Below are 12,857 nucleotides of genomic sequence, written 5' to 3' on the forward strand. Positions count from 1 at the left end.
ATTTAAGACTGATTTTCAATCGCGGGCGATCGCACTTTCCCAAAGATGGCCACTTTCCCTTGCAGCTTCCCGTGTAATTTTTGGCAGCAGTGCACAACCGGAAGCATTAGCAACTCCTCGGAGAACTGTTGCGGAGCAATCTCAACACGCGATCGTTTGTTAAACTTGTGCAAGCCCGGGAAAACAAACAATATAGCTTGATTCCATGAGACAAATCATTCTCGAAAAGATTGTTTCTACCTTACAACCTTTAGATTTTGTTCTCGCTTTGTGGCAAGGAGGTTCAGCAGCCCACGGATACACCGACGAGTGGTCCGACCTCGATATTGCGGTTGTGGTTGAAGATAACTGCGTGGAAGAAACATTTGAGATTGTTGAAAAAGCCCTCGCAGAAATTGCCGAAATCGAACTCAAATATCGAGTTCCCGAACCCGCTTGGCACGGTCAATCGCAGTGCTTCTGGCGGATCAAAGAAACCCCACCGTTTTTGCTAATTGATTTTGCCGTTTTTCGGCGCAGTAGCCGCAACGATTTTCTGGAAATAGAGAGACACGGACAAGTCCCGATCGCCTTTGACAAAGCTAATCTAATTCTACCCCCTCTTTTGAATAAAAACCAGCATTTATCCCAAATGCAAACCCGATTCAACGAAATTAAAGTCCGTTTCGATTTGCTGCAACCTCTGGTTAAAAAAGAGATTTATCGCGAACATTTAGTAGATGCGATCGGCAACTATCACAATTGGACGCTTCTCCCCTTAGTCGAACTGTTGGGCATGATTTACCGTCCCCACAGATACGACTTTGAACTAAAATATTTCACCCGAGATTTTCCGCCCCAAATAGTCGCTCGCATCGCACCACTTTTCTGCATTGCCCATCTTGAAGATTTGGCAGCCAAACAGCAAAGAGCTGAAGCTTTTTTTGCAGAAAGTTTACCGCTTGCAGAAGCTAATTTTTACTTTGATAACCCCCTAACACTACCGCAATAGGCTCAAGGTTTCGTACCGAAAGCGATTAATATAGTAGCATCAACCTTAAAGAGTAACATCCCATGACTAAACTCAGCGTTAACATCAACAGAATCGCCCTCCTCAGAAACTCTCGAAACATCGGTATCCCCAGCGTTACGGAAGCCGCAAAAACAGTAATTGCTGCCGGAGCTCATGGCGTTACAGTCCATCCCCGCCCGGACGAAAGGCACATCAAAGCTGCCGATGTTTACGAATTAGCTAAAATGCTAACCGTTGAGTTTAACATAGAAGGAAATCCGTTTCAGCCGCCATTTATGGATATAGTTTGCGACGTAAAACCGGCTCAGTGTACCTTGGTGCCCGACGCTCCGGACGTGCTAACATCGGATAGCGGTTGGAATATTCCCGAAAATCGCGATCGGCTCTTACCAATCATTGAAAAATTAAAAGACAACGGTATCAGAGTCAGCTTGTTTATGGACGCCGATGCTGCTCTCATGCCGCTAGCAAAAGAAGTTGGAGCAGACAGAGTGGAACTGTACACGGAACCCTACGCGACTGCTTTTCGCGAAGGTAGAGTTGAATTTGTGTTTCAACAATATGTCTTAGCAGCTCAAGCCGCTCAATCAGCAGGTTTGGGAGTGAATGCCGGACATGATTTAAATTTGCAAAACTTAGCTAAATTTTGCTCGATTCCTGATATACTAGAAGTATCGATAGGTCATGCTTTAATTGCGGAAGCGCTAGAAATGGGCTTGTCCCAAACAGTACAATTTTACCTAAAAATCCTGGCAGGTTCCTAATACGAATTAACCGCGTGTGGCAGGGCGCATTTGCCAGTGATAAGCTCATTTATATCAGAGATACTGACTAAATCTGCCCTAGAAAAATCCAGGATAAAAACTTACGAAAACAAGGGTTGGACGCGCTACAAATAGGGTAAGGTGAGGTTGGCAGCGCCCTACATAATTAGACGATCGTCAAAAATGAAGTAACACTACGGGCTGTGACCCCGTGGGGGTGCTAGCCGTTTTCTAGTAGCAAGGCAGAGCCAGAATCCCAGACACCGCGTTTTTTGGCTGGGGGCATTTCTTTAGCAAGATCCTCGGAAAAAGCTTTAATTTTCCTCGACCAAATTACTAATATTCTGTGATGATATTATACGTAAGTAGTATCATGAAAATGTCCCGAGAAACACAGGCTACTACTTCGCTCCCGCACTGCCAATTTGCTACCAGCAGGTTTTGTGCAAGTACGGGATATTTACGTGTATCCTATATCCTCCTGTAGCCTCTGTGCGATCGCCAGATTTAATCCGGTGAAAACAGGCAAACACAAGTAACCATATACAACTCCTTACCCCCCTTCGGAAGTGCGACATGAAAAAACTAATTTTACTGACTGGAATGCTACTCATGATGACGGCAAAATCAGTATTTGCCAGCCCAGTAGCCCAAAAAATTGCACCGAGCGAGCTGATGGCTGCCTCGGAAATTACAGAAACCGTTAACCAACCCGCTACATCTGGATCAGTTCCAAAGCTCGAACCCATTGAGCGAATGTCAACCTCGGAAATCCGAGAAACCATCAACCAACCCACCACCTATATTTTTGAAGGCGTCAAAGGGCGGGAACTCACTCTCTCCCTGTGGGCGGGACAACTGACAGCCGAACTGTACAGTCCCAACGGTGAAAATATGGGGGTTATTGAAAAAACAGATAATCAGTGGATTGGCCAGTTGCCAGAGTCCGGTATCTACCGCGTGCGAGTTACCCCGAAAGGTGAAACCACCAGCTTCGTACTGGGACGCGATTTTAACGCCAAGTGGACTTATAGGCCCGATCGCGCAATTCCCATAGCATTCAAGGAAAAACAAGCCACAATCAAACTCAAAATGTCCGGCTACCAAATCCAGCCCATCACGGTTCAAGGCAAGCAGGGGCAGACAATTAGGGTGACAGCTAACAAAAAAAATCTAGATCTGGCGATCGAATCTCCGTCGGGACAACTTCTGGATCAAGGCGAAGGTCAAACTTTTGCTCAACTCCCCGAGTCCGGAACCTACCGGGTAATCGTAGTTGCCAAGAGGCCGGTCAAGCCCTCAATCCGAGTTTCTCTGCAATAGCAAAGATTGCACAAATACTGTCGAGCGATCGAATTTGCGCCACCCAAAAAAACAGCTCCCCAATTGGGCGAGCTGTTTTTTGCGTAACATTAACCTTGGATCAGCGCTTCAAAACGTTCTTGTTTCCAAATGCAGCTTAAATCCGAGTCAGCTAAAGCTAGCTCTCGGTATAAATTAGGGATAAACTCAACAGCCCGCTGCAAATTGTCAAGGGCCAAATCAGCAAACCCCAGTAGCGCATAACAGCAAGCTTTATTGTAAAAAGCGTTAGCAAAATCAGGATTTATTTCTAAGACTGTTTCGTAGCAAGCAATCGCCTCAGAGTAGCAGCGTTTTCGCGCCAATTCCACACCCCGGTTGTACCAAATCAAATAATCTTCAAAGGGACGCTCAGATGTGGGAGTAAACTTGGCATTTCTCTGATTTAAACCTATTAATTTCTCCAAAGCAACTCTCCGTTCGCCCACCGCTTCGGCTCTGCCCGGTTGTAGAGCGATCGATCGGCTAAAACTAGCCACTGCTTGTTTGTAAAGTCCCATATAGTTCGCAGCTAGACCGCGATTGTACCAAGCCTTCGCGTCGTCAGGCTTAAACTCGATCGCCCGTTCAAAACTGTTGAGCGCCTGATAGTAAAGCTTGAGTTCCAACAAGGCATTACCTCGGTTGTACCACGCCCAAGCAGCCTCCGGGTGCAAATTTAAAGAGCGATCAAAACTCAGAACCGCCTTCTCGTACAGCCCCATATCGATCAGCGTCAGTCCCCGGTTGTGCCAAATACTTGCCGCGCACGGACTGAACTCCAGAGCCCGGTCAAAACTATTGAGAGCCTCCAACCACTGGCCCAACTTTCCTAAAGCAATAGCCCGGTTGTGCCAGCCAAAGCTCGCATTCGGCTCCACCGCCAAGGCCTCATCAAAACTCTTCAGCGCCTCTAAGTGCCGTTCTAATTTCCCCAGAGCCATACCTCGCCCGAACCAAGCCTTATAATGATCTGATTGCAACTTCAAAGCTCTGTTAAAGTTCGCCAGAGCACCATGATCATCGTTAGCTTCGAGGTGACGCGAACCCAGGTGGTAGTACCAAGCCGCTTCCAAGTTTTGAATTAAGTTCATAATATTTCGTATCTATCTTAAGGATGATTCTATCTCAAATCCTACTGGGAGTAAAACGGTAATTCCACTAAAAATCGGAAACTTTTGATACAGGGCGATCGCCGGTACAAACTGCCACTAACAACCTCAACAATTAGCCGTTGATCCTAACTATTTTTCTCTCGTAAAATGGTCTTTTACCTAATCGCACTCATCGCTTATTGAAGCTGCTGCGAATCTCAAATCAGCCTGAATCACGCCACTATTACCGCATCTCGAATTAGGTTTGCAGTTACACAAAGAGTCCTAGGGCGCCCCAAGTCTAACTGCAAATCTCATAGTGCGATCGAACTTCTGCTTGCCCTATTCAAGCAACCACAACCGCTGTTTTAGCATTCTCACTCAACAGCAACTGGCCTGTTGCATCAATACTAAAATCTTTGCCCAGCACAAAACCCTTGCCCATCAACCGCTGGCAAACAACCAGCGCAGTAATCCGGCGAATTTCTTCCATCACGTCAGCAGGAATCAAATAACTCAAACTCCAGAGGACGGACTCGCAGTCATACCAAATCAAACGCTCAATACTGACAATCATCAAAGCAGCTACACTGTCAACAGACAGCCGCCCTCTGAGATCTGCAATCAAATCTTTACCAATTAAGCTATTGCGACTCATCATCGCTCTAGCCATCTTCCCAATTTCTTGTTCGAGTTCTAAATGATTCATGCTTGGCACTGGCTTTTATTTTTTTAAAGCACTACTAAAAGTAAAAACAGTAGCCGCTACCAGGCTCTGCCCTAGCGTAGCTGACGCAGGCTCTACCGCAACTCTTTTAACAAAGTATACCTAAAGAAAGATCAAAAATATATCTAAAGGGAGATACCAAAATATTTTTTTTGAAACAAATTTGTCAACCAATTCCCACAAGAGTTTTTACGAGCAGTAAATTGAGTATTTATACTTAGTATGACCCGGAGTAAAGTCAATCGATTGAAGAATTGAAAAATTGAAGAATTGAAGAATTGGAGAAAGCGACCTCACGGAGGAATCCGGGGGGTTGTACCCAGGCTGCTTTTGGTCAAAAATGGGTAAATTCGATACATACTTAATAAAGTAGTTACTCCGGAGAAAAAACAGCAATGGCTGCAAACCAGGCAGACATCGATATTGCCCCCTTGATCGACTACGGCCTGATCGACCCCACCGCTACGCCAGAGCAAGTAGAAAACTGTTGCCAACAAGCAGAGAGATTTGGCTTTGTCACAGTTTGCGTGTATCCCGCCTACGTCAGACAAGCAGTTGAGTTGCTGCACGGCAAACGTCCCAAAGTCTGTACAGTTATAGGTTTTCCCACCGGTGCTTCAACTTCAACGGTGAAAGTTTACGAAGCTCTAGAAGCTGCAGATAATGGAGCCGTAGAGTTAGATGTCTCCGTTAACTTAGGATTGTTGAAAGCTGGAAGAATCGACGAATTCCACCGGGAATTAGCCCAAATTTGCGAAGAAACAAATCTCACCATCAAAGCAATTATCGAAAGTTCGCTTCTTTCCGATCCCGAAAAACAATTAGCGGCTGAGATTTGTATGGAAGCTGGTGTGGCTTATATCAAAACCAACACTGGCTTTTTTGGCCCGGCGAAAGTTGACGATGTGCGACTGCTGAAGGAAGTTACGAAGGGACGGATTGGGATTAAAGCGGCCGGCGGAATTCGTACTCATGAACAAGCTCTAGATTTGGTAGTAGCTGGGGCAACTCGTTTGGGGACTTCTCGTGGCCCCGAATTACTCCGCCAGCGCGATAATTTAGATAAAAGTCATTAGTCATTAGTCATTAGTCATTAGTTATTAGTTATTAGCAATGGCTAATTGGTCATGGCTAATTGGGAATTGGTGCGCCCTTACGCACCCTACAACTAAAAGTTCTGCCTATTGGACTGTTTTTGCTACTGTCTAGTAACAATACTTCGGACAGTTTTTGATTGCCAACAGTAGAATGACTGTTCCAGGTCGATCGACCAACGAGGAAAATGAAACTGTCCGAAGTAATGTAGTAAATCTAAAATCTAGAATTTAAAATCGAGTGACTCGAACTTACAAAGCAACTGGAATCAATCTCAAGAGTGCGCCGATCGGGGAATCTGATCGAGTGCTGACAGTTTTGACGCGGGAATTCGGCTTAATTCGAGCCGTAGCACCGGGTGTTCGCAAACAGCGATCGACCATCGGCGGTAGAAGCGAATTATTTGTCGTTAACGAATTGCTAATTGCCAAAGGCCGATCGCTCGACAAAATTACCCAAGCCGACACCGTACAATCCCATCCGGGTTTGAGCCGCAACCTCGGGAAACTCGCAGCCGCGCAATATCTGGCCGAATTGGCGATCGCCAGTGCTCTTTCCGACGAACCCCAAGAAGAACTCTTTTGGTTGCTGGGCGAACATTTGAGCCGTTTAGAGCGTTTGTCCGATCGCACAGAAATCCAATCCGCCGCCGTGCTTGTCGCCCACCTCAGCCACGGCATTTTTCACTTGCTAGCCTTAGCCGGCCTCGCGCCCCAAGTCCAAGTTTGCTGCGCCACCAGACAGCCGCTCATCCCCAATTTCACCGATCCGAACTGGCAAACCGGGTTTAGTATACCCTCTGGGGGAACCTTTAGCTTGTCCGAACTAGCTAACTTAGAGGCAGAACTCTCTTCAGAAACCGGTAGCTTGTACAAATCGGCCTCCCGTTCCCGCCAAATGAATAGCAGCAAACACTTGACAAATTTCGAGATTAATGCTAAGGAATTAGCAGCGCTGCAACAGTTGGCTAGTCCAGAACTAGGAGAGGGGATTGCCGATCAAACAACTTGGGTATCAGTAGAAAATATTTTGCGACAATATGCCCAGTATCATTTAGGTTGCACGATTCGCTCGGGAAGCTCGATCGACACCTACCTAGAGAGTTTTGAGTTTTAAATTTTGAGTGTTGATTTAAATAGGTGAACGGGCGATCGTACATCGCACCCCCAGCCTGCCGGATACCCGAACCAGCCGGCCATTTCAGATAAATTCTCAAGGTTGTTGCGACATCAGATAATAGATAGAGATAAAGTTACGAGATTATTAATAAACTTAGGGGTTAACACCTCAATTTGAAATTCCCATCCCCCCAACCTCCACCATCCCAGGCGATCCCCCCCAAATCCTATGATGCGACTGTCCGATTCTGATTTGACAATATCTGTTTTAGCTGTGACCCACCACAAAATGGAAGAACGAGAAAATTTTCCCGATTTTCGCTCCGATCCCGTCTTGGCCGATCGACAATGGAGCAACGTCCAACCCCCAGAAATGGATAAATATCCCACAACTCCCGAAACAGAGTCCAGCAACGGCAAAAGCCAACAACCCGAAGCACTCCCCCCGGTCCCCACACCAGAGCTAGCAGCCGAACTCTCCGAAGCAGTAGCCGAAACTCCCGAAAAAGAAACAGGATTTCTGCCAGTGCTCAAAAACCCAAATTTTCTAGCATTGTGGAGCGGGCAAGTTTTTTCCCAACTAGCAGATAAAGTTTATCTCGTACTGACGATCGCCCTCGTGGCCAGCCGCTTTCAAGCGCCAGATCAAACCATCAGCAGGTGGGTATCAGCAATCATGATCGCCTTTACCATTCCCGCAGTGCTGTTCGGGGCTGCCGCAGGCGTGTATGTCGATCGCTGGTCGAAAAAAGCTGTGCTGGTCGCCACAAACCTCCTGCGGGGAGGCTTTGTTTTAACATTGCCCGTACTGCTGTGGCTCTCTGACGGGTGGGAACTCGGTCAACTGCCACTGGGATTCTGCTTGCTGCTGCTAGTAACATTCCTAGTCTCGACCCTAACTCAATTTTTCGCCCCAGCAGAACAGTCAGTGATTCCCCTAATTGTGGAACGTCGCCACCTGCTATCGGCAAACTCCCTCTACACCACAACCATGATGGGTTCGGTGATTATTGGCTTTGCAGTCGGAGAACCTTTACTAGCTTTAGCCGACACCCTATTTTCCAACCTCGGCGGCGGACTCGGAATCGGCAAAGAATTAGTAGTAGGCGGAAGTTACGCCTTCGCCGGAGTGCTGTTGCTGTCGATGAAAACAGGCGAAAAAAACGAAGCCGAACACGAAGCGCCACACCCCCTAGCAGATTTGCAAGACGGTCTGCGTTACATCAACGATCAACCGAAAGTCCGCAATGCTTTAATTCAACTAATTATTCTCTTTTCCATTTTTGCAGCCTTGGCAGTTCTAGCGGTGCGGCTGGCAGAAATCCTCCCCGGTATGAAAGCGTCGCAATTTGGCTTTTTGCTGGCTGCGGTGGGCGTCGGAATGGCTTGTGGGGCGGCGACAGTCGGCTATCTCGGCCATAAATTGTCTCACTCCCAACTGAGTTTAATCGGATCGATCGGCATGGCACTTGCTTTGATGGGCCTTTCTGCATTTACACACCATTTGTGGCTCTCGGTGCTGTTCATTACCCTGTTGGGTTTATTTGCCTCATTGGTGGGAGTGCCGATGCAGACTACAATTCAAGCAGAAACCCCAGAAGAAATGCGGGGAAAAGTCTTCGGGCTGCAAAACAATGCCACTAATATCGCTTTGAGTTTACCCTTGGCTTTGGCCGGGGTAGCCGAAACATTTCTGGGTTTGCCCACAGTATTTTTGGCTTTAGCAGGATTAGCGATCGCTGGCGGTATCTTAACCTGGTATATTTCCCGTAGCAGTAATAGCAAAGTCGATCGAAGCTAAAAAATAACAAACTCTGATTTACTCGAATGCACATCGCTTGGCTAGGAAAAAAATCACCTTTTTGCGGTAACGTCACTTACTCCAGGGAAGTCACCAACGCACTATTAGACCGGGGATACCAGGTCAGTTTCCTGCACTTCGCCCAAGAAGCGGGCCCACTGGACAGGAACACTACGGGGTGGAACATGGCAAATGGTTCATGGGGAAAGGGAATTGCTCAAACCTCATATACCAATTCACTATCGCCCGCTAGTTGCAACGAAGTGTCTTTACCCTGTCACTACAAGTCGCAAATTTATACGATTCCCACTCTCAAGTCGCGCACAGTGCTGATGAAATCTCTGCGGCGGCTGAAACCCGATGTTGTTCACGCTTCCCTGACGCTTTCGCCTCTAGACTTTCTGCTGCCGGAAATTTGTCAAGAATTGAATTTGCCTCTGGTGGCGACTTTTCACCCGCCCTTCGATCGCAAATTGCGGAATTTGACATCGGGAACTCAACACCTGATGTATCAACTTTACGCTCCGTTTTTGGCGAACTACGACTCGACGATCGTATTTTCTTACATTCAGCGGGATATTTTGGTGCGCTTGGGAGTGCCGGAAGAACGGGTGGCTGTGATTCCCAACGGCGTGGATGCTGTTAAATATTCTCCAGGGCCTTCGGGGTTGAAGTCGGAATTAAAGGCCGATCGAATTTTTGTTTACCAAGGCCGCATTGCCCAGGAGAAAAATGTCGAGGCTTTGCTCAAGGCATGGAAACAGTGCAATTTTGGCCCTGGGAACGTATTGGCGATCGTAGGCGACGGGCCCCTAGCAGCCTCGCTGCAACTGTTTTTCGGCGAAGATGATGGCATTGTGTGGCTCGGATTTGTTGCCGAGGAGGAACGCCGGATCGAAATTCTGCGGGGGGCAGATGTATTTATTTTGCCTTCTTTGGTGGAGGGACTGTCGCTGTCGTTGCTGGAAGCGATGGCCTGCGGTTTAGCTTGTTTGGCAACCGATGCCGGTGCTGACGGCGAGGCCTTGGAGGAAGGCGCGGGGATAGTTTTGAACACTCAGCGGGTACGGAGTCAGTTGCAAACCTTGCTGCCGCTGTTTTGCGATCATCCTGAGTTGGGAATGCTGCTTGGTCAAAAAGCACGCCAACGGGCGATGGAGCGATACACTCTCAGTCAGAATATTACTGAGTTGGAAAAGCTGTACTCAGAGGTTTTGCAAAAGCAGCGCGTACCAATTCGCGGTTTAGCATAATTCAGCAGGAAGAAGGAACTCCTAACCAGTTGAAATTAATCCGTGTATCCGTGTCAAAATTCGTGTCGTGCCTTCCTTCTTCCTTTGCAAATGACTTACCGAAATCCTGCTCCTACAGTTGATATTATCATCGAATTAGCCGATCGCCCCCATCGGCCGATCATACTCATCGAACGCCGCAATATTCCCTACGGCTGGGCACTTCCCGGCGGTTTTGTCGATTACGGGGAAGCGGTAGAAACGGCGGCCAAACGCGAAGCTTTAGAAGAAACAAGCTTGAATGTAGAATTAATTGAGCAATTTTACGTTTATTCTGACCCCAATCGCGACGCCCGCGAACACACTATCAGTATTGTATTTTTAGCCTCTGCAACGGGCGAACCTCAAGCCGCCGACGATGCTAAAAATTTACAGATTTTTGAATCTTGGCAGATTCCCCATCAATTATGTTTTGATCACGATCGCATTTTGCGCGATTATTGGCGTTACCGTCATTATGGATTGCGTCCGCGTTTGTAGGTTGAGGATTTTTTAACCGCAGATGCACGCGGATTAACGCAGATTGATTACTATGATTTATCTGTAATTTATCTGTGTTAATCTGCGGTTAAATTCATTAAACTAAATTCTATGCCAAACTTGACAATATTAGGCGGAGGTGCTTGGGGTTCGGCACTGGCAAATCTGGGAGGCAAAAAAGGATCTCGAGTTAATTTGTGGTCGCGCAGCAGTTCTTTTAATCTAGAATCAGTTATAACAGGTGCGGATGTTGTTGTTTCCGCAGTTTCGATGAAAGGAGTTGGAGCAACAGTCGATCGGCTGCTGGCGTTAGAGTTAAGTCCCAGTACAATTATAGTTACTGTTACTAAAGGTTTAGACCCCGCGAGTACGCGCACTCCATCTCAAATTTGGCAAAATGCCTTTCCTAACAATTCAATAGTGGTACTTTCTGGCCCCAATCTTTCGGAAGAAGTTCAGCAGGGATTGCCGGCTGCAACGGTAGCGGCGAGTTCGGATTTAGCGGCGGCCAAACAAGTCCAAAATATTTACAGTTCTGATATTTTTCGGGTTTATGTGAATGAAGACCCGCTGGGGACTGAGTTAGGTGGAACTTTGAAAAATGTATTTGCGATCGCCGCTGGTGTTTGCGACGGTTTACAATTAGGAACTAATGCTAAATCTGCTTTGCTGACTCGCGCTTTGCCGGAAATGATTAGGGTGGGAGTTCGCTTGGGAGCTCGCGCAGAAACTTTTTATGGTTTGTCTGGTTTGGGAGATTTACTGGCTACTTGCAACAGTCCTTTATCGCGCAATTATCGGGTTGGTTTCGGATTAGCTAAAGGCAAATCTTTGGAGCAAATATTGCACGAATTGCAGAGTACGGCTGAGGGAGTTAATACTACTAATGTGTTGATTGATTTGGCTAATCAACGCGAAATTGAAGTTCCCGTTTCTCGTCAAGTTTATCGCTTATTAAATGGTGAAATTACTCCCGAACAAGCTGTTTTATCGCTGATGGAACGAGCTTTGAAACCGGAGATTTTATAACCTGTACGACTAGACAGGTAAGGACTTAAGCAAAGCCTAAGTCCCTACGGGTAACTGAAGTTCAAAAAGTGGTGTCACGAGTTGCTAGTTATGAATTAAGAGTTCTAAGCGACATTGGTTGAGCGGTCAGATTGAGGTTTTGAGCGCTCGGTAGAGAAAGAGTTTAAGGAATTGAAGATGAGTTGTGAATTCAAAACTCTTTATTTAACTCATAGCTGCCACTTAACTTATAACTCATAGCTTGCAGAGCTAGTGGAACCAGCTTTACATCTTGCCTTGCTGCATTACCTGTTGAAGGTGCTGCCGAATTTCCTGCGCGTGTTCCATGTCAGCTTGCTGCAATTTTTGAAACAGCTCAGCACAAGGCTGAGAACCCATTTCCTGAGCATCTTTCATGTAAGTGTCGTAGGCTTTCAAAGCTTCAGACTTGTTTTGCAAAACTGTTAACAAATCATACTCGAGGTTGCTGATGACGGAATTTCCGTTGGTGCTCATAAACTGACCCTCTGCTAGGATTTGTCCCAAGTTTGACCGATCCGGGGATGACTGTTCATCTGTCTAGAAGGGTAGATAATTTTTACTTTCCGCCGTAATAAAACGCAACTTCTTTATCTTTCAGTGGTGCGAAGTCAGCAGCAACGAGCATTTTATCGAGCTCGTTTTGAGGCAGATGTTTGACACCGATTCGGACAATGCGCGATCGCATTGTATTTGACACGCCACTGCGCTGTCTGCCGGCTTCTAATCCCATCACTTGCTTGTAGAGGTCTAATTTTGCTTGCGGAATCGGAGTACCGTCAAAGTCGATTCCGGAGGCGATCGCCACATCGATCGCATCTGCACCAGTTGTAGATTGAGCCGCTGAGTTTGTTTCTGAAGACATTGTGCTATTAAACCGAAGTTTGTTGTGGAAGCATTTTATCAGATCACTCTTTAATTTTGTCACATTTGTCAATATTTTGGGTTTGCATGAATATTTGACGTTTGCATGAATATTTGGCGTTTGCGCGAAAGTCCCCGGGGGTTTTAACCCCCGTCTCACAAAGCAAGTCCACTTCAGTGGACTAAATATAAAAATAAAAAATCCTTTGCAGTCGTTTTTAG

13 protein-coding genes are annotated in these 12,857 nt (G+C 46.7%); 9 read left to right on the plus strand and 4 right to left on the minus strand.

Translation table 11 applies throughout. From position 1 onward, the window contains the following. Nucleotides 1-205: 205 nt before the first annotated feature. The 3 genes from D0A34_05070 (at nucleotide 206) to D0A34_05080 (ending at nucleotide 3,099) form a co-directional block, all read left to right on the plus strand. The gene (locus D0A34_05070; GenBank protein ID UNU18325.1) at nucleotides 206-991 is read left to right on the plus strand and encodes a nucleotidyltransferase domain-containing protein; all 786 of its coding nucleotides are present in this window, start codon (nucleotides 206-208) and stop codon (nucleotides 989-991) included. Nucleotides 992-1,053: 62 nt separating this feature from the next. Further along, nucleotides 1,054-1,776 carry a pyridoxine 5'-phosphate synthase gene (locus D0A34_05075; GenBank protein ID UNU18326.1) on the plus strand — a complete coding sequence of 241 codons (723 nt, stop codon included), beginning with the start codon at nucleotides 1,054-1,056 and terminating at the stop codon, nucleotides 1,774-1,776. 576 nt (nucleotides 1,777-2,352) lie between these two features. After that, entirely contained in the window at nucleotides 2,353-3,099 is a 747-nt protein-coding gene (locus D0A34_05080; GenBank protein UNU18327.1) for a hypothetical protein, read from the plus strand. An 89-nt stretch (nucleotides 3,100-3,188) separates the two neighbouring features. Here D0A34_05080 and D0A34_05085 read toward each other — a convergent pair whose 3' ends face one another. Together D0A34_05085 and D0A34_05090 are read right to left on the minus strand one after the other, a co-directional pair. Continuing rightward, nucleotides 3,189-4,211: a tetratricopeptide repeat protein gene (locus D0A34_05085; GenBank protein ID UNU18328.1), complete on the minus strand. Its 1,023-nt coding sequence runs from the start codon at nucleotides 4,209-4,211 to the stop codon at nucleotides 3,189-3,191. 346 nt (nucleotides 4,212-4,557) lie between these two features. Beyond that, complete coding sequence (locus D0A34_05090) at nucleotides 4,558-4,920, minus strand: hypothetical protein (protein UNU18329.1); 363 nt, start codon at nucleotides 4,918-4,920, stop codon at nucleotides 4,558-4,560. A gap of 413 nt (nucleotides 4,921-5,333) precedes the next feature. Between D0A34_05090 and deoC the strand changes: the two genes are divergently transcribed. From deoC to D0A34_05120, 6 genes are all read left to right on the plus strand, one after another. Then, complete coding sequence (deoC, locus tag D0A34_05095; protein UNU18330.1) at nucleotides 5,334-6,014, plus strand: deoxyribose-phosphate aldolase; 681 nt, start codon at nucleotides 5,334-5,336, stop codon at nucleotides 6,012-6,014. Nucleotides 6,015-6,273: 259 nt separating this feature from the next. Continuing rightward, nucleotides 6,274-7,149 (plus strand): DNA repair protein RecO, encoded by an 876-nt coding sequence (recO, locus tag D0A34_05100; GenBank protein UNU18331.1) that lies wholly within the window; start codon nucleotides 6,274-6,276, stop codon nucleotides 7,147-7,149. Between the two features lie 231 nt (nucleotides 7,150-7,380). Further along, a complete protein-coding gene (locus tag D0A34_05105; GenBank protein UNU18332.1) occupies nucleotides 7,381-8,952 on the plus strand; it encodes an MFS transporter in 1,572 nt (523 codons plus the stop codon). A 26-nt stretch (nucleotides 8,953-8,978) separates the two neighbouring features. Beyond that, on the plus strand, nucleotides 8,979-10,205 hold the full coding sequence (locus tag D0A34_05110; protein UNU18333.1) for a glycosyltransferase family 1 protein: 1,227 nt from the start codon (nucleotides 8,979-8,981) through the stop codon (nucleotides 10,203-10,205). A 90-nt stretch (nucleotides 10,206-10,295) separates the two neighbouring features. Further along, nucleotides 10,296-10,724 carry an NUDIX hydrolase gene (locus D0A34_05115; protein UNU18334.1) on the plus strand — a complete coding sequence of 143 codons (429 nt, stop codon included), beginning with the start codon at nucleotides 10,296-10,298 and terminating at the stop codon, nucleotides 10,722-10,724. 111 nt (nucleotides 10,725-10,835) lie between these two features. Next, nucleotides 10,836-11,753, plus strand: a complete 918-nt coding sequence (locus D0A34_05120; GenBank protein ID UNU18335.1) for an NAD(P)H-dependent glycerol-3-phosphate dehydrogenase — start codon at nucleotides 10,836-10,838, stop codon at nucleotides 11,751-11,753. Between the two features lie 264 nt (nucleotides 11,754-12,017). Here D0A34_05120 and D0A34_05125 read toward each other — a convergent pair whose 3' ends face one another. Then, nucleotides 12,018-12,248, minus strand: coding sequence for a hypothetical protein (locus D0A34_05125; protein ID UNU18336.1), 231 nt, complete (start codon nucleotides 12,246-12,248; stop codon nucleotides 12,018-12,020). Between the two features lie 82 nt (nucleotides 12,249-12,330). Then, nucleotides 12,331-12,636, minus strand: a complete 306-nt coding sequence (locus D0A34_05130) for a DUF4090 family protein (protein ID UNU18337.1) — start codon at nucleotides 12,634-12,636, stop codon at nucleotides 12,331-12,333. Between the last annotated feature and the right edge of the window lie 221 nt (nucleotides 12,637-12,857).

It is taken from the genome of Microcoleus vaginatus PCC 9802 (assembly GCA_022701275.1).
Taxonomy (GTDB): Bacteria; Cyanobacteriota; Cyanobacteriia; order Cyanobacteriales; family Microcoleaceae; genus Microcoleus; species Microcoleus vaginatus_A.